Origin of the sequence: Porphyrobacter sp. AAP82 (genome assembly GCF_000331285.1) — a bacterium.
Classification (GTDB): domain Bacteria; phylum Pseudomonadota; class Alphaproteobacteria; order Sphingomonadales; family Sphingomonadaceae; genus Erythrobacter.
The window spans coordinates 143461-160737 of record NZ_ANFX01000008.1 but is presented as its reverse complement, the minus strand read 5'-3'; the positions used below and the strand labels follow the sequence as shown (position 1 = coordinate 160737).

At 66.7% G+C, this 17277-nt stretch carries 16 protein-coding genes; 5 read left to right on the top strand and 11 right to left on the bottom strand.

Going from position 1 to position 17277, the window contains the following annotated elements; genetic code table 11:
• Nucleotides 1-2: 2 nt before the first annotated feature.
• Nucleotides 3-521: an AHH domain-containing protein gene (locus tag D620_RS14420; protein ID WP_017664044.1), complete on the top strand. Its 519-nt coding sequence runs from the start codon at nt 3-5 to the stop codon at nt 519-521.
• Nucleotides 522-623: 102 nt separating this feature from the next.
• Here D620_RS14420 and D620_RS0101650 read toward each other — a convergent pair whose 3' ends face one another.
• Nucleotides 624-1628, bottom strand: coding sequence for an NAD(P)H-dependent flavin oxidoreductase (locus tag D620_RS0101650; protein WP_017664043.1), 1005 nt, complete (start codon nt 1626-1628; stop codon nt 624-626).
• Nucleotides 1629-1917: 289 nt separating this feature from the next.
• Nucleotides 1918-2958 carry an amidohydrolase family protein gene (locus D620_RS0101645; protein WP_017664042.1) on the bottom strand — a complete coding sequence of 347 codons (1041 nt, stop codon included), beginning with the start codon at nt 2956-2958 and terminating at the stop codon, nt 1918-1920.
• Nucleotides 2959-3084: 126 nt separating this feature from the next.
• Between D620_RS0101645 and D620_RS0101640 the strand changes: the two genes are divergently transcribed.
• On the top strand, nt 3085-3600 hold the full coding sequence (locus tag D620_RS0101640; RefSeq protein ID WP_017664041.1) for an SEL1-like repeat protein: 516 nt from the start codon (nt 3085-3087) through the stop codon (nt 3598-3600).
• 6 nt (nt 3601-3606) lie between these two features.
• Here D620_RS0101640 and D620_RS0101635 read toward each other — a convergent pair whose 3' ends face one another.
• From D620_RS0101635 to miaA, 9 genes are all read right to left on the bottom strand, one after another.
• Nucleotides 3607-5556 (bottom strand): alpha/beta hydrolase family protein, encoded by a 1950-nt coding sequence (locus tag D620_RS0101635; protein WP_017664040.1) that lies wholly within the window; start codon nt 5554-5556, stop codon nt 3607-3609.
• Between the two features lie 90 nt (nt 5557-5646).
• Complete coding sequence (gene leuA, locus D620_RS0101630; protein WP_017664039.1) at nt 5647-7326, bottom strand: 2-isopropylmalate synthase; 1680 nt, start codon at nt 7324-7326, stop codon at nt 5647-5649.
• Nucleotides 7327-7550: 224 nt separating this feature from the next.
• The gene (locus tag D620_RS0101625; RefSeq protein ID WP_017664038.1) at nt 7551-8036 is read right to left on the bottom strand and encodes a hypothetical protein; all 486 of its coding nucleotides are present in this window, start codon (nt 8034-8036) and stop codon (nt 7551-7553) included.
• A 96-nt stretch (nt 8037-8132) separates the two neighbouring features.
• Nucleotides 8133-9284: an alpha-hydroxy acid oxidase gene (locus D620_RS0101620; protein WP_017664037.1), complete on the bottom strand. Its 1152-nt coding sequence runs from the start codon at nt 9282-9284 to the stop codon at nt 8133-8135.
• Between the two features lie 47 nt (nt 9285-9331).
• The gene (locus D620_RS15490) at nt 9332-9856 is read right to left on the bottom strand and encodes a YceI family protein (protein WP_324603058.1); all 525 of its coding nucleotides are present in this window, start codon (nt 9854-9856) and stop codon (nt 9332-9334) included.
• Nucleotides 9857-9996: 140 nt separating this feature from the next.
• Nucleotides 9997-11016 carry a ketol-acid reductoisomerase gene (gene ilvC / locus D620_RS0101610; protein WP_017664036.1) on the bottom strand — a complete coding sequence of 340 codons (1020 nt, stop codon included), beginning with the start codon at nt 11014-11016 and terminating at the stop codon, nt 9997-9999.
• Between the two features lie 38 nt (nt 11017-11054).
• Nucleotides 11055-11570, bottom strand: a complete 516-nt coding sequence (ilvN, locus tag D620_RS0101605) for an acetolactate synthase small subunit (RefSeq protein ID WP_026091873.1) — start codon at nt 11568-11570, stop codon at nt 11055-11057.
• A gap of 178 nt (nt 11571-11748) precedes the next feature.
• Nucleotides 11749-13494 (bottom strand): biosynthetic-type acetolactate synthase large subunit, encoded by a 1746-nt coding sequence (gene ilvB / locus D620_RS0101595; protein ID WP_017664033.1) that lies wholly within the window; start codon nt 13492-13494, stop codon nt 11749-11751.
• Nucleotides 13495-13650: 156 nt separating this feature from the next.
• Nucleotides 13651-14595 carry a tRNA (adenosine(37)-N6)-dimethylallyltransferase MiaA gene (gene miaA / locus D620_RS0101590; RefSeq protein ID WP_017664032.1) on the bottom strand — a complete coding sequence of 315 codons (945 nt, stop codon included), beginning with the start codon at nt 14593-14595 and terminating at the stop codon, nt 13651-13653.
• On the opposite strand from miaA, the gene serB reads away from it, so the two are divergent.
• The 3 genes from serB (at nt 14594) to D620_RS0101575 (ending at nt 17274) form a co-directional block, all read left to right on the top strand.
• Complete coding sequence (gene serB / locus D620_RS0101585; protein ID WP_017664031.1) at nt 14594-15502, top strand: phosphoserine phosphatase SerB; 909 nt, start codon at nt 14594-14596, stop codon at nt 15500-15502. The two genes, miaA and serB, sit on opposite strands and share 2 nt — an antisense overlap.
• 106 nt (nt 15503-15608) lie before the next feature.
• Entirely contained in the window at nt 15609-16460 is an 852-nt protein-coding gene (locus D620_RS0101580) for a Coq4 family protein (RefSeq protein ID WP_017664030.1), read from the top strand.
• 13 nt (nt 16461-16473) lie between these two features.
• Complete coding sequence (locus D620_RS0101575) at nt 16474-17274, top strand: Coq4 family protein (protein ID WP_017664029.1); 801 nt, start codon at nt 16474-16476, stop codon at nt 17272-17274.
• The last annotated feature ends 3 nt before the right edge of the window (nt 17275-17277 follow it).

Here is a 17277-nt window from a genome sequence, read left to right as displayed (position 1 = left end):
GCATGCGCAATTGGGATCAAACACACAGCCTTACGATCATCACCTTCCGCTCGGTCAACGCGCGGGGCACGCCTGAATACAACCCCGGCCTCCAGCGCCACCACCTGCTCCCCCGCCAGCTCCTCTCGCAGCGCTGCTTCGGCCGGATGTTCGCCGAGGTCGGCCGCGTCAATGTCGGCTTCGACGACTTCCGCCGCAACGGGCTGCTGCTGCCCGCCACCGAAGCCGCCTCGGTGCGCAGCGGCATGCCGCTCCACCGCGGACCCCACCCGCGCTACAACGAGGTGATGATCGCCCGCGTCGGCCGGATCAAGGCGCGCTGGGCGCAGGTCCGCCTCCACGACGAGGAGGCCGCGCTGGTCGAGGCGCTGATGCGGCTCCACCTGCTCCAGGCCGCGCTGCGCCGCCAGCTCCTCGCCGAGCGCCGCCGCCTGGTGCTGAGCCGCAAGGACCCGCTCGGCACCGGCTTCGACTTCGCCGAGCTCGACGCGATGGCCGGGATGCTGTGGACGGAGGATTGAGCGCGCCTTGCTCACCCCGGCAGCAAGGCGCACGATCAAGCCCGCGCGGCGCCTCGGCATCGCTTTCCCTTCGCGCTGGGCCCGAAGGGGAACGCAGGACCCCTACTCCGCCGCCTCGGCCAGCGCTGCCCATGAGGCATAGCCCGAATTGGCCGCAAGCCGCGCCTTGGCCGCGTGATATTCGCGCTCGAAGCGGGCGACCAGATCCTCGACCGTGCCGACCTCCTTGATCGTTCCGATCCCCTGGCCCGATCCCCAGATGTCCTTCCACGCCTTGGCCTTGGTGTTGCCGCCGCTGCCGAAATTCATCTTGCTCGGATCGCTTTCGGGCAGGTTGTCGGGGTCCATCCCCGCCGCCTCGATCGAGGAGCGCAGGTAATTGCCGTGCACCCCGGTGAACAGGTTGGTATAGACGATCCCTTCCGACGAGCCTGCGACGATGCCGTTCTTGTAAGCCTGGTCGGCGTTCGCTTCCTTCGTGGCGATGAAGGCGCTGCCGGCATAGGCGAAATCGGCGCGCAGGGCCTGGGCTGCAAGGATCGTCGCCCCGTGCCCGACCGCCCCCGACAGCGCGACGAGACCATCAAACCACTCGCGGATTTCCTGCATCAGCGCGAAGGGCGAAAGCGCGCCGGCATGCCCGCCCGCACCCGCCGCCACCGGGATCAGCCCGGTCGCGCCCTTTTCGATCGCCTTGTGCGCGAAGCGGTTGTTGATGACGTCGTGCATCGTCACGCCGCCCCAATTGCGCACGGCGGTGTAGATATCCTCGCGCGCGCCCAGCGAGGTGATGACCATCGGCACCTGCCACTTTGCGCAAGTGGCCATGTCGGCATCGACGCGGTCGTTGGTCTTGTGGACGATCTGGTTGACCGCGAAGGGCGCGGCGGGGCGATCGGGGTTGGCGCGGTTGTGCGCTGCCAGTTCCTCGGTGATCTGGTGGAGCCACTCGTCGAGCTGCGACTGGGGCCGCGCGTTCAGTGCCGGGAAGCTGCCGATGATCCCGGCCTTGCACTGCGCGATCACCAGTTCGGGGCCGGAGACGATGAACAGCGGCGATCCGATCAGCGGCAGGCGCAGACGATCGAAGGGGGCGGGAAGGGGCATCGGTTTCTCCTCAAAACGCTTTTGCGATCAACCCGTGTCTCTAGCGCGGGTTCCGGGTGTGCCAAGCCTCTTTTGCACAGGGCCGGGGGCGGGGGCGAAGTTCACGAAGTTCACATTGCAAAATCTGCAATCCTACAGATATTTGTTCGTTCTATCAGAGCCTTGGAGCGCAAAATCGAAGTTCACACATGGCGCGGCGATTCATCCCTTCAGCGCACCCGCCCGAACCGCCCGCGCGGGCATCGGTCATAGCCTGTTGCCCCGGCTGTAGGAAAGCGGTGCGCGGGCCTCAGCCCAGCACGTCCTCGATCCGGTAGAATCGCGCCGCCGTGCCGGCGAACAGCGCCGCCTTTTCCTCCGCGCTGGCGCTGCGGGCGACGCGCTTGAAGGCGTTCCACAGCACCGCATAGTCCGCGCCCCAATAGTCGACCGGATAATTGCTCTCGAACATCGCGCGGGTGGGCCCGAAGGCCTCGATGCAGGTCTCGATATAGGGGCGCCACAAGGCGGCGAGGTGTTCGGAGGAGTGGCCGGCGGCCGGCCCGTCCTCGGGCAGGGCGCAAAAGGCCATGGCGAGCCCGCCGAGCTTCACGACCACGTTCTCGCACCGGGCGAGTTCCCTGATGTTGCGGCGCCATTCGTCGAAGCGTTCGTGAAGCGTGCCCTTGTAGCTGGCGATGCCGAGCGGCGTTCCGACATGGTCGAGGCAGATCGGCTGATCGGGGAAGGCCCGCGCAAGGTCGATCACATCGGGCAGCTGCGGTTCGAGCAGCCAGGCATCGAAGGTGAGCCCGCGCTTGCCGAGCTGGGCAAAGCCCTCGCGGAAGGTGGTGTCGCGGTAGAGCCCTTGCGGGTGATGGAACGGCGCGCCAAGGACGGCCGGGTCCTTGTCCCACGCGGCGGCGTGGCGGATGCCGCGAAAGCGCGGCGAGGCGGCGGCGAGCGCATCGAGCACCGCGCCCGCAGCGGCCCCGCGCGACAGGTCCGCATGGCCCACGATCCCCGCGCAGTAGCGCGCCGGGCCATAAAGCCCGCAAGCCGATTGCGCCGCGATGCCGTTCACGAATTCGACCTCGCCCACCACCTTCAGGGCATCGCCATAGGCGCCGTTGTAGAAGGCGCCGCATTCCATAAAGACCGTGGCGATGATGTTGTGCCCGCCGGTCATGTGCGCGCGGAGCTGGTCGAAGGTGTAATAGGCGTTGGGCGCGATCGCGGCGATGAAGGGGTGATGCGGCTCCGGGAACATCGGCACCATCGGCCGCAGGTCCCACAGGTGGTGGTGCGGATCGATGATCTTGAGATCGGGCTCGATGATGGCTTCGGTCATGCGTCTCTCCCTTTGCGCAAGGCACCGGGGCGGTTGTTCAGCCTCCGGAAATGCGCCTTGCGGATTGTCTCTGGCCGCGCAGGTGTAACGGCAAGCGCGCAGGGCGTCATTGCCGAATTAGGGGGGATGATGGGGATGAAGCGGATCGCGCAAGCGATGCTGGTGGCAGCGACGGCGCTGGGCCTTGGCGGGTGCACGGTGCGGCAATATATGGGCATTTCCGCCCGCACGCTGGTGACCGCCGAGGAACAGGCGCGGCTCGATCGGGCGCTGGCTTCGGGCCCGGCGCTGGCCGGGGGCTGTCCGTGGAAGCAGGCGGACGGCACGCAGGTGAATGTCGTGTGCGATCACCTCCCGCTTGCGCATCTCGCGAGGCTCGCGGGGATGGACCACAAGCCCGCGCTGCTCGAACTGGGTATCCGCTTCGAGGAGGGGCGCGGGGTGGCGCAGGATTGGGACAAGGCCGAACGCGCCTACCGCCTCGCCGCCTGGCAGAACTCCTTTGTCGCCGGCCAGCAGGTCGCCGGGATCGGCAGCGCATCGGGCAACAGCTTCGATCCGATCATCGTGCCCGGCACCCCGGGGCTTGACAGCGCAGCGGTGCGCCTCGCGAAGTTGCGCGCGCGCAAGAAGGGGCTGTGAGGCTGGCTATCTGGCGGCGGGCTTGAGGTAGCGGTCGAACCATTCGACCGTGCGCCTGAGCGAATCGAGCTGGTTCTCGCGCTTCCTGAAGCCGTGGCCTTCGAGCGGGTAGAACACCGTCTCGACCGTGCGCCCCTTGGCCTTCAAGATGTCCTCGACCTCCTGCGCCTGGCCGCGCGGCACGCGGATGTCGTTCTCGCCCTGGAGGCTGAGCAGCGGCGCCTTGGCGTTGGCGATGTAGGTGAGGGGGGAGGCGCGGTCATAGCCTTCGGGGTTGTCCTCGGGCGTGCCCATCAGGCTGCGCAGATAGGCTTTCAAGACCTCGTCCATGTCGCGGTACATGGTGCGCCAGTTGATGATGCCGAACCACTGCACCCCGGCGGCGAATTCGTCCGGCGCCTTGCCGATCGCCATCAGCGTCATGAACCCGCCGTAGGAGCCGCCGAAGATGCCGACGCGGCCCGGATCGACATAGCCGCTGGCGACGAGAAACTGCTTGGCGGCGATGGTGTCCTTGAGGTCGCCGCCGCCCAGATCGTTGTAAGTGGCCGCCTGAAAATCCTTGCCGTAGCCCGTCGAGCCGCGGAAGTTGGGGGCGATGATGATGTAGCCCCGACTTGCGAGAGCCGCGGCGACATCGTCGAAATAGTCGTCGGTCTTGCCCGTGGGGCCGCCGTGCGGGATGACGATCGCGGGGTTGCTGCCGTCGCGCTTGAGGTTGGCGGGCATGGTGACCAGCGCGCTGATCCGCGTTCCGTCGAAGCTGGTGTAGGTCACCATCTGCGAGCCGGCGAGCGCTTCGGGCCGCAGGCTGGCGAGGGCGAGCCGGGTGATCGGCGTGACGGTGTCGGTGGCAAGATCGTAGCGGTTCAGTTCGCCGGTGACGTTGGCGGCCATGTTGACCACCAGCAGTGATCTGCCATCGGGCGAGCGCGGGTCGCTGCCCGCGGTGAAGTTGATGCCGCTCGGCAGCTTGAGCGGGGTTTCCGCCCCGCTCGCCAGATCATGCCTGACCAGCCGGCTGCGCAAATCGTCGCTGCTCTCGACCAGCAGGGCCTTGCCGTCGCGGGTGAAGCGCAGCGCCGATTGGTCCCAGACGATCGGCTTGAGCCATCGCCAGGTCTTGCCGGCGGGGTCGTAAAGGCCTGCGCGCGGGCGGCCGATCTCCATGTCGGTGGTGACCGCCAGCCACGTGCCGTCTGGGCTGATGTCGGCGAGCGAGAAGATCGTGCCCTCGCTGCCGAGCACCTTGGTCGCCTTGCCCGAGCCTGTGTCGACCCGCCAGATTTCGGTCATGGTGGAATCGATCTTCTCGCGGTTGGTGTAGATCGTCCTGCCGCCGTCGGCCCACACCCGCGGGGTCCAGGCGAAATCGGGATCGGCTTCGGCGGTCAGCACGCGCACCGTCCCGTCGGGGGCGAGCACGGCGAGGTTGGCCTGCGCCTCGCTCCTGGTCTTGACCGACAGCGCGATCAGCCCGTCCGCACCGCCCGGCACCAGAGCGGTTTCGCTGATATCGGGCGTGGCGGTGACCTGCTCCACCGCGCCGCCATTGGTGGGGACGCGGTAGATGTCGTAATATTCATCGCCGCCCTTGTCCTGCCGGAAATAGAGCCACTTGCCATCGCGCGAAGCGGCAAGCCCGCCCTGGGTTTCGTCCGACTGGGTCATTTGCAGCGGCCAGCTGCCGTCCGCGTCGGTGCGCCAGATGTTGAAGCGGCCCGTGAGGTTGACCGAGAGGAACACGTGCGTCCCGTCAGCGCTCCACGTCACCCCGCCGGTGCCGCGCGAATTGCCGATATCTTCGAGCGGCACCGCGCGGGCCTCGGGATTGACCGGGGATTCGAGCGTCTTGGGGTCGGTCACCGGCCGTTCGGGCGTGGCGATCTGCGCGGCGAGCGGCGCTGCGAGCGAGGATGCGCCCAGCAGCAGGAGCGTGGCAAACATCTGGCGCATGGCAATTTTTCCTCCCCCAAGGACGCGCGCAGCGGGCGCGCGTGGCGGTGTGATACCACCACGCGCGGCCTGTTCCAGAGAGAAAGTGTGCTAGCGCGTGACGGCCGCGTTGGCCGCGCTCAGCACCGCGCGCACGCTGGCGGTGGCGATATCCTCGTCGATCCCGCAGCCCCAGATGGTGCGGCCATCCTTCGCGCGGCATTCGAGATAGGCCGCCGCGCGCGCGTCGGTCCCCGCGCCCAGCGCGTGTTCGGTGTAGTCGACCACCTCGAGATCGACGCCGAAGGCCTCGCGCAAGGTTCCCATCACCGAGGAGATGAGGCCGTTGCCCCGGCCCGACACGCTCTGCTCGGCCCCTTCGACCGCGATGGTGCCCGCGAAGATCCGCGTGCCGTCAGCCGCGCGGCTTTCCTCGTAGCGGACCAGCTGGAAGTGCTTGGGGTGGATCTTGACGTGATAGGCGCGGCGGAAGGCGTCCCAGATATCGCCGGCATTGAGCTCGCGGCCCAGCGCGTCGGCCATGGCCTGCACATGGCGGGAGAAATCGGCCTGCATCTTCTTGGGGAGCTTCAACCCCTGGTCCTTTTCCAGCACCCAGGCAAACCCGCCCTTGCCGGACTGCGAATTGACCCGGATCACCGCCTCGTAACTGCGTCCGAGATCGGCCGGGTCGATCGGCAGATAAGGCACGCGCCAGGCCTCGTCGTTCTGCGTCTCGCGCGCTTCGAAGCCCTTCTTGATCGCGTCCTGATGGCTGCCGGAAAAGGCGGTGTAGACCAGTTCCCCGCCATAGGGGTGGCGCTGGTGGACGGGCAGGTCGTTGCAATAGATGACGGTCTCGATCACCCGGTCGATGTCCGAAAAATCGAGGCCCGGGCTGACCCCTTGGGTGTAGAGATTGAGCGCCATGGTGACGAGGCAGCAATTGCCGGTGCGCTCGCCATTGCCGAACAGGCAGCCCTCGACGCGGTCCGCGCCCGCCATCAGGCCCAGTTCCGCCGCCGCGACGCCGGTGCCGCGGTCGTTGTGGGTGTGCAAGGACAGGACAGCGCTTTCGCGGTTCGGCAGGTGGCGCCCGAAATATTCGATCTGGTCGGCGTAGATATTGGGGGTCGCCGCTTCGACCGTGGCCGGCAGGTTGAGGATGATCGGGTGTTCGGGCGTGGGCGCAAGCACTTCCATCACCGCCGCGCAGACCTCGATGCTGAAGTCCAGTTCGGCGGTGGAGAAGGTTTCGGGCGAATATTGGAAATGCCAGTGCGTGCCGGGATAGCGCGCGGCTTCATCCCGCATCACCTTGGCGCCGGCGACGGCAATCGCCTTGACCTCGTCCTTGCTCATGCGGAACACGATGTCGCGCCATGCCGGGCTGACCGCGTTGTAGAGGTGGACGATCGCCGCGCGCGCGCCTTCGAGGCTGGCGAAGGAGGTGCGGATCAGATCCTCGCGGCTTTGCGTGAGGACCTGCACGATCACGTCATCGGGGATGGCACCCGACTTCACGAGGCCGGAGATGAAATCGAACTCGGTCGCGCCCGCGCTCGGGAAGCCGACCTCGATCTCCTTGAGGCCGACCTCGACCAGGAGGTCGAAGAAGCGGCGCTTCTTGACCGCGTCCATCGGGTCGATGATCGACTGGTTGCCATCGCGCAGATCGGTCGAAAGCCAGCGCGGGGCCTTCTCGATCAGCTTCGAGGGCCATTGGCGGTCGGGCAGATTGATCTGGCCGAAGGGACGGTATTTGGCGGAAGGATCACGCAGCATGGACATGGGGAAAGCTCGTCGTCAGAACAGGAAGGAAGCTCGCTAGCGGCGGTTACCCTTGGGAGCGGTGCCGCTGGCGTCTGACGCGCGGCTGCCTACGCCCAAGGGCGCATAAGTCGAAGCAGCAGCGAAGGTCCGTGTTCCGTCATCGGGCGAGCCTTTGCCGATTATTGCGCCCAGTGCAAGCCGGGATTGGCGCTTCTTCCACCCGGGCCCGCTCAGCCGCCCGCTTAACCGCAACGCGCGTCGCGGATGATGTTCTGCGCATCGAGCATGATCGACAGGCGCGGATTGGTCGGGTCGGGGTTGACGCTGGCGTTGGAGCCGAAGGCGACAAAGCGCAGATTGTCGGTCCGGCCGAGCACCTTGGCGATCTCGGCGCGGGTCGGCTGATCGGCGAGCTTGCCGATGAACGGCCCGGCCAGCGGCGCGCCGCAGGTGCTTGCCTTGGGATCGGTCAGCGTGCCGGGCGAATAGACCCCGGGTGCGGCCCCCGGCGCGGGCTGCGCGACCGTGGGCGCGACGGTGCCCTGCGCGACCGGAACGCCGCCCGCGCCCGGGGTCGCCTCGCCCTTGCCGATGCGCGCGGCAAAGCTGTCGGCGTCATTGGCGGCCTTGTCGGGCTCGCTCCCGCAGGCGCCGAGCAGGAGCGCGAGGGCGGGAAGGGCAAAGGCGAAAGCGCGCGCGGTGGTCATGGTGGTGCGGATCCCTGTCATCGAAAGCGTGCCTGCCCAAACGCCCTTTGCGTTACCGGTTTATGACATTCCGGTAAGCCCTGCCGCTTGGCTACCCGAGGGCGGCGGCGGGCTCGCTCAATTGCGCTGCCGGATGCGCCCGGTGGTCAACTGGTCGACCCGCGTCACCCCCATCAGCCGCATGCCGCGCTCGATCTCGTCCTTGAGGATGCCGAGCGCGCGCTCCACCCCCGCCTGCCCCGCTGCGGCGAGCGCGTAGAGATAGAGCCGCCCGCCCGAAGCCGCGCTCGCGCCCGTGCACAGTGCTTTGAGGACATGGGTGCCGCGCCGCACCCCGCCATCGCAGATGATCTCGATCCTGCCGCCGACCGCATCGACGATTTCGGGCAGCTGGTCGAAGGGCGCGCGGGCACCATCGAGCTGCCGCCCGCCGTGGTTCGATATCATGATCGCGTCCGCGCCGATTTCGACCGCGCGCTGTGCGTCGCCCGCGCTCATCACGCCCTTCAACACGAATGTGCCGCCCCAGTCCTGCCGGATCCTTGCGGCCGTGTCCCAGTCCATCGCGGTGTCGAGCATGGTGTTGAAATATTCGGCGATGCTCACCGCCTTGCCCGAACCCTCGGCCACATGCGTATCGAGATTGGGGAGGCGGAATTTCTCGCGCAGCACGTAATCCAGCGTCCATCGGGGCCGCGTGGCATAGCTGACGAGGCTTGCGGGGGTGAAGCGCGGCGGGGTGGTGAATCCGGAGCGCAGGCACCGCTCGCGCTTGCCCGAAACGATCGTGTCGACCGTCAGCGCCAGCGCATCGAACTTCGCTGCCTGGCAGCGTTCGATCATGCTCGCGTTCAATCCCTTGTCCTTGTGGACATAGAGCTGGAACAGCTTGGGTCCGCTGGTCAGCGCGGCGATCTCCTCGATGCTGCGGGTCGCAAGGCTCGATATGCCGAACCACAGCCCGTATTTCTCCGCCGCGCGGGCAACGGCGCGTTCGCCCTCCCAGTGGAAGGCGCGCTGCACCGCGGTGGGCGAGAGCATCAGCGGGAGCGCCGACCGGCGGCCGAGGATCGTGCAGGAGGTGTCGATCTCGGCCACCCCCGCCAGCACGTCGGGCACCAGATCGACGCCCGCAAAGGCTGCGGTATTGCGCGCCTTGGTCAGCTCGTCATCGGCCGCGCCGTCGATATAGTCGAACACGGGGAAAGGCAGCCGCGCTTTGGCGAGGCGGCGGAAATCGTCGATATTGTGGCAATCGGACAGGCGCATAGCGGCGATGTGCCTGCCCGATTGCGGCGGTCAAGTCGAGGGGCGGCTTACTGCTTTTCGAAGGCGACGCTGATGTCGAGTTCCACCTCGTCGGTGACGAAGGGGATGGCGTAGCTCACCCCGAAGTCGGAGCGCTTGATGGCGGTCTCTGCCTCGAAGGTGACGGGCCTGGTCACGCCGTTCAGGGGAAGATCGCCGATGATGGTCGCCGTGACGAAGCGCGCAGGGACCGGGGCGGGGCCGAAGAAATCGGGCTTGCCGCCGTCCTTGCCGGCGCGCAGCAGGTGATCGGTCAGGCCCATGCTCGCCGTGCTGACATTGGCGAGCGGGATCGTCACGTCGACCTTCGCCTCGGCAGGCTTGGCCGGATCGAGCCCCAGCGTGCCCGCGACATCGCCGAACAGACCGTAATAGTCGTTGAAGCCGAAGTGGCTGACTTCCCAGCCGATCAGCGAGTGGTCGGGGTTGCGGCATAGGTCCCTGCGGTGACCCGCGCGGGGTCCCTGGCACCGGGCACCTGGGCAGCGCCTTGCGCGGTGAGCGCCGGGGCGAAGGCGGGGCGCCTGCTGCAAAGGCAAGCGCGCTGGCGGCGGCAAGAGTGGTGCAATTTATCGGATCGGTCTCTCCAAACGGGTGTGAACGACCAATACCCGATGCCTCGCGATGGTTCCACCGCCCGCCGCTTGAGGCGGGCGGTGGATTTCTTTGCGGCTTAGTTCTTGGCCTTGTCGACCAGCTTGTTGGCCGCGATCCACGGCATCATGGCGCGCAAGCGCTCGCCGGTCTGCTCGATCGGGTGGGCGGCGGCCTGCTTCCTCGCGGCCTTGAGTTCGGGCTGGCCGGCGCGGTTGTCGAGCACGAAGTTCTTGACGAAGCGGCCCGACTGGATGTCGGCGAGCACGCGCTTCATCTCGGCCTTGGTTTCATCCGTGATGATCCGCGGGCCGGTGGTGATGTCGCCATATTCGGCGGTGTTCGAGATCGAATAGCGCATGTTGGCGATCCCGCCTTCATAGAGCAGGTCGACGATCAGCTTGGTTTCGTGGAGGCACTCGAAATAGGCCATTTCGGGGGCGTATCCGGCCTCGACCAGCGTTTCGAACCCGGCCTTGATGAGGTGGGTGATCCCGCCGCACAGTACCGCCTGTTCGCCGAACAGATCGGTCTCGCATTCCTCGCGGAAGTTGGTCTCGATGATGCCGCTGCGTCCGCCGCCGACCGCGCTGGCGTAGGCGAGGGCGACGTCATGCGCGCTGCCCGATGCGTCCTGGTGGATCGCGATCAGGCAGGGCACGCCGCCACCCTTCACATATTCGCTGCGCACGGTGTGGCCCGGGCCCTTGGGGGCGATCATGATGACGTCGATGTCAGCGGGCGCTTCGATCAGGCCGAAGTGGATGTTGAGCCCGTGCGCGAAGGCGAGCGCGGCGCCGGGCTTCATGTGGCCCTTCAGATCATTCTCCCAGATCGCGGCCTGATGCTCGTCGGGCGCGAGGATCATGATGATGTCGGCCCACTGCGCGGCAGCCGTGTTCGAGAGCACGGTGAAACCGGCCGCCTCGACCTTCTTCGCGGTCGCCGAACCTTCGCGCAGGGCGATGGCGACTTCGGCGACGCCGCTGTCGCGCAGGTTCTGCGCATGGGCGTGCCCTTGCGAGCCATAGCCGACGATGGCGACCTTCTTGGGCTTGATGAGGTTCAGATCGGCATCGGCGTCGTAGTAGACTTTCATCACTGTTCTCTCTTGCAGATTGTATGCGTTGAATATGTTCAGACGGCCTGCGCGCCGCGCATCATGCCGACGATTCCCGTCCGGCCGACTTCGACCAGCCCCAGCTCGCGCATCAGGGCGATGAAGCTGTCGACCTTCTCCGGCGGGCCGGTGATCTCGAAGATGAAGCTTTCGATCGTGGTATCGACCGGCCGTGCGCGGAAGATGTCGGCGAGGCGCAGGGCTTCCACGCGCTTCTTGCCGGTGCCGGAGACCTTGATCAGCGCCAGCTCGCGTTCCACGTGGGGGCCGGCGGTGGTGAGGTCGGTGACCTTGTGGACCGGCACGAGCCGTTCCAGCTGCGCTTCGATCTGGTCGATCACGGACGGAGGCCCGTTGGTGACGATGGTGATGCGGCTGACCGCATGGTCCTCGGTGATGTCGGCCACGGTGAGGCTGTCGATGTTGTAGCCGCGCGCGGTGAACAGCCCGGTGATCTTGGCGAGAATCCCGGGCTCGTTGTCGACGGTGACGGCGAGCACGTGGCGCTCGGAGGCTGCTTCGGTGATTTTCATGGTCATGGGTTCGGCAAGTCGATCGTGACGGTGTGGCTAGGCACTGGCAGCAAGATGACGGCAGCAGCGACGAGAAGGCTCATGGCGCCCCACAGATAGGCTTTGCGGCGTAGGTCCCGAATGCCTAGCGCTACCAACCAGATGATCGCGGCGGCCAACACGATAACAGAGAACTGCATCACACCAGCGCCTTGGCTTCGTCGTCCATCGTGCCGCCGAGCTTGTCGCCGTAAAGCATCATCTCGGTATGTGCGGCGCCTGACGGGATCATCGGCAGGCAGTTGGCGTCCTGCGCGACGAGGCAATCGACGATCACCGGGCCATTGTGGTCGAGCATCCGCATGATGCCGTCATCCAGATCGCGCTCTTCGGTGATGCGGACGCCTCTCCAGCCATAGGCCTCGGCCAGCTTCACGAAATCGGGGAGGCTGTCCGAATAGCTGTTCGAATAGCGGCTCTCATAGGTCAGTTCCTGCCACTGGCGGACCATGCCCATGTATTCGTTGTTGAGGATGAAGATCTTGACCGGCAGGCGGTATTGCGAAGCGGTGCCGAGTTCCTGGATGTTCATCTGGATGCTCGCCTCGCCGGCGATGTCGATCACCAGTGCATCGGGGTGGCCGAGCTGCGCGCCGATGGCCGCAGGCAGGCCATAGCCCATCGTCCCCAAACCGCCGCTGGTGAGCCACTTGTTGGGATCCTCGAACCCGAAATACTGCGCCGCCCACATCTGGTGCTGGCCCACTTCGGTGGTGATGATCGGCTTTCTCTGGTGGGTCAGGGCATAGAGCCGCTCGACCGCCTTTTGCGGCATGATCATCCCGGGGTGCCGGGCGCTGCGTTCGGGATAGGCGAGGCATTCGCGCGCGCGCCAGCCGGCGATGCGGGCCTTCCATTCGCCAAGGTCCTGCGCCCGCCGGGCGCCCCACGCCGCGATCAGCTGCGAGAGCACCGTCCCGCAATCGCCGAGGATGCCGAGATCGACCGGCACCACCTTGTTGATCGAGGAGCGGTCGATATCGATGTGGATCTTCTTCGAGTTCGGCGAGAAGGCGTCCAGTCGCCCGGTCACGCGGTCATCGAAGCGCGCGCCGATGCAGACCATCACGTCGCACTGGTTCATCGCCATGTTGGCTTCATAGGTGCCGTGCATCCCGAGCATCCCGAGCCAATCGGGGTGGGTGCTGGGGAAGGCGCCGAGGCCCATCAGCGTCGAGGTGACGGGTGATCCGGTGAGGTCCTGGAAACGGCGCAGCAGCGCGCTCGCCTCGGGCCCCGAATTGATCACGCCGCCGCCGGTGTAGAGGATCGGACGCTCGGCAGCGGCGATCATCTCGACCGCCTCGATGATCTGTTCGGCCGCCGCCACGGTCTGCGGCGCGTAGCGGTGCGATCCGGCCCGCACCAGCGCGCGGCGTTCGGAGGGGATGGCGATCTGGACGTTCTTGGGGATGTCGATCACCACCGGGCCGGGCCTGCCGGTGGTGGCGATCAGGAAGGCCTCCTTGATCGTCGCGGCAAGATCGGCCGGGTCCTTCACCAGATAATTGTGCTTGGTGCAGTGACGGGTGATGCCGATGGTGTCGGCTTCCTGAAAGGCGTCGGTGCCGATCAGCGCAGTCGGCACTTGCCCCGTGATGACCACCATCGGGATCGAATCCATCCACGCATCGGCTATGCCGGTGATCGCGTTGGTCGCTCCAGGGCCCGAGGTGACCAGCACCACGCCCGGCTTGCCGGTGGCGCGGGCATAGCCTTCGGCCGCATGGGCCGCGCCCGCTTCATGGCGCACGAGGATGTGGCGGATGCGTTCATCGCCGAACAATTCGTCATAGATCGGCAGCACCGCGCCGCCGGGATAGCCGAACACATATTCCACGCCCTGTTCGATCAGGCCCTCGACGAGGATCGCCGCGCCGCTCATCGCGGTCGGATTGGCGGGAGGGGCTGGGGCCGGATCACCGGGCACGGGAAACTCCATCGAGGCTTGGCATCAATATGAAAACCGGCCCGAGGCACAGGCGTGCGCATCGGGCCGAGTGGCCGTGCCGCTAAAGGTCATAATCTGATAAGTCAAGCCCTATTTGCGCAATAATGATGCGAAAGCGATGTTGATGTCGATATTTTCGGATTCCCAATCGGGGTGGACCCGCGGCCAATCGGCGGGCGGCTGACGCCGGAACCAGGTGAACTGGCGCTTGGCATAATTGCGCGTCGCCTGGCTGCCGCTGGCGACCACATCCTCGGCCTCGATCTCGCCAGCGAGCCATGCGGCGATTTCCGGCACGCCGATCGCGCGCATCACCGGCAGATCGGGATCGAGCCCCCGCGCGAGCAGCGCCTCGACCTCGGCAATCGCGCCCTGGTCGAGCATCGCCTCAAAGCGCGCATCGCAGCGGTCATAGACCCACTGGCGCTCGGGCTCGACGATCAGGGGATGGAGCGTCACTTCCTCGGCGATCCCGCCGGCCTTGGCGAGCTGCCAGTCGCCGAGCGTCACGCCGGTCGAGCGCTTGACCTCGAGCGCGCGGGCGATCCTCTGGCTGTCGCCCGGATCAAGCAGGCTCGCGCGTTCGGGGTCTTCAAGTGCAAGCAGCTTGTAGGCATCGCCCGGCGCCATCGCCCGCACCGCGTCCCGCACCGCCGGGTCGATTTCCGGGATCGGGGCAATCCCTTCGAGCAGCACCTTCATATAAAGGCCGGTGCCGCCGACCAGGATCGGCACCGCGCCGCCCGCGTGAAGATCGGCAATCTCGGCCTTGGCGCGCGCGGCCCATCTGGCGGCCGAGCAGGTTTCCGCGCCGTCCCACGCGCCGAACAGGCGGTGTTCGATGCCTTCCATCTCGGCTTCCGAAGGCCGCGCGGAGAGCACTTGCAGGTCGGCATAGACCTGCGCGCTGTCGGCGTTGACGATCACCGCCTGCCGGCCATCGGCGGCGAGGCGGTGAGCGAGTGCCAGCGCAACCGCGCTCTTGCCGCTGGCGGTCGGCCCTGCGATGAGCGCGAGCGGATTTTCGGGAGTCATGGACATGCTCATTGCACGGCTGATAGCAGAGACGGATAAATGTGAAACGCGTCTCGATACGCTGGTGGCTGCGCTGGGCGATGCGGGGGCGCAGGTGACGGCTGCCGCCTTGCCGGAGGGCATCGCCGGGCCCGAGGGCGATGCCGGCGTGCTCGAACTCCACATGGACGGCGGCGATGAGCCGGGCGTGCTCGCCGCGATCGACGACATTTTCGAAGCCCCGGCGATGCTGGTCGCGCAAGGGCCCATCGAAGTCCCGCGCCTGTTCGTGTCGGACATGGATTCGACCATGATCGGGCAGGAATGCATCGACGAGCTCGCCGATTATGCGGGGATCAAGGACCGGATCGCCGCGATCACCGAACGCGCGATGCAGGGCGAGCTTGATTTCGAGGCGGCCCTGCGCGAGCGGGTGGCGCTGCTGGCGGGGCTCGATGAGGGCGCGATCCACGCCTGCCTTGCCGAGCGCATCACCGCGAGCGCCGGCGCGAAGACGCTGGTGGCGACGCTCGCCGCACTCGGCACCCGCACCGTGCTGGTGACCGGCGGCTTCCACCATTTCGCCGATCCGGTCGCCGAAATGCTCGGCTTCCATCGCGTCGTCGGCAATCGTCTGGCGGTCGAGGATGGCAGGCTGACCGGCGGTCTGGTCGGCCCGATCACGGATTCCGCGGTCAAGGCGGCGGTGCTGCACGAGGAGCTTGCGGGCCTGGGCGAGGGCGCGCACAGCCTTGCCACCGGTGACGGGGCGAACGACATTCTGATGATTGAGGCTGCGACCTACGGCTTTGCCTATCGCGCCAAGCCCAAGGCGCGCGCGGCGGCCAATGGCCGGGTGGACGATGCGGATCTGACGGCGGTCCTGACCCTGCTCGGGGTGCCTCGCTCGGTATGGATTGAAGCTTGATCGCAAGCGATGCACGGTTCGCCGCGCAATGGGTTTCACGACGCGAACCGGATCGCCTATTAACATTCATGTAAGCAAGCCGCGCTACACTGGCCCTGCGACAAGGATGGATCCCATGACCGGCAAGACCCGCCAGGATTATATGCAGATGTTCTCCGCGGATGGCACGGTGCTGCTGCACCCTGATCGCCCGGAAGCGAAGTATCGCCCGCTGCGCGCGGTGAAGAACTTCCAGATGCTGATGAAGGACAAGGAAGACACCGCGGCGGTGTTCCGGATCTTCGAATCCCTGCCGTCCAGGGACTTCCTCCCGCGCATCGCCAGCCTCGCCCTGTCCGAGACCGGCGAAGGCCTGCGCCGCACCGAGCCGCGCCTGCCGGACATCCTTGATGATCACGCGGCCCTGCGCCGCACCCCCAAGGGCAACCTTGCCCATGCCTATTGCGATTTCATGGAGAGCGAAGGCCTGACCGCTGCCGGACTGGTGGCGGAAAGCGACCGCGCCGGACGCCCGCGCTTTCCCGATCTGGTCGAATGGTACATCAACCGTTCGCGCGACACGCATGATCTGTTCCACGTGCTCACCGGCTATGGCCGCGATGCGCTCGGCGAGGCGTCGGTGCTGCTGTTCACCCACGGCCAGTCGCCGAGCCAGGGCCACCTGCTGATCGGCTATGCCGGGGCGGCCAACATCAGGAAGATGGCGAAGGGCACCCGGGCTCCGGTGCTCGGTGCGGTGCGCGAGGCGCACCGGATCGGCAAGGGCGCGCCGCCGCTCATCGAACAGCCGATCCGCCAGCTGCTCGAACGTCCGCTTGCCGATGTGCGCGCGGCGCTGCGCATCCCGGCGCCCGTCAAGTACCGCGAATGCCACCGCATCTGGCAGGCCGAGGGGATCGATCCCTACAACCTGCTCGCCGGCACCAGGCCGGCCGAGCCCGAACTGCTCGCCGCCTGAAGGAGTGCGCCTGATGGACTATACCGATCTTCCGCTGGTTGCCCCCGGTCGCAGGACATCGGGCTTGCGTCCCCTGAAGGTGCTCCACCACTTCGGCAAGCTGGTCGAGGACAAGGAGGACACCGAGCAGGTGTTCCACATCATCGAGGCCACCAAGGGCCGGAAAACCCACGCACAGGCGCATGCCTTCATCCGTTCGCCCGAAGGTCAGCGGATGCTGGCCGAGGGCCTCTGCATCCCCGCCATGCTCGACGATCACGCCCGCTGGGCCGATTGCGGTCCGGAGACGGTGGCGGCGCATTACATCGCCTTCATGAAGCGCGAGGGGCTCTCGGCCGCCGGGCTGGTCGCCGAAAGCCACAAGTGGGCCCCGCCCGAAAGCCTGCCGCAGGACCAGACCCAGTGGTATTTCGACCGTCTGCGCGACACGCATGACCTGTTCCACGTGCTCACCGGCTATGGCCGCGATGCGCTTGGCGAGGCGAGCCTCTTGGGCTTCACCTACGAGCAGAATTTCAATGGCGGGATCCTGTTCATCGCCTATGCCGGCGCGCGCCAGATCAAGAAGGTGAGCGGCACCAAGGCGCCGCTTTACGCCGCGATCAAGGAAGGCCGCGCACTGGGCCGCGCCGCGCAGAAGATCGCGCACCAGGATATCGCCGCGCTGATGCGCGAGGACATCACCGCCGCCCGCGCGCGGCTCGGGATCGGCAAGCCCGAAGTCTACCGCCAGTGCCTTGCGATCCTTGCAGGCGAGGGCATCCTCGGCGAGGAACTGACGCTGGGCAGCACCACGGCGCCGCAGGCCGCCTGAGGC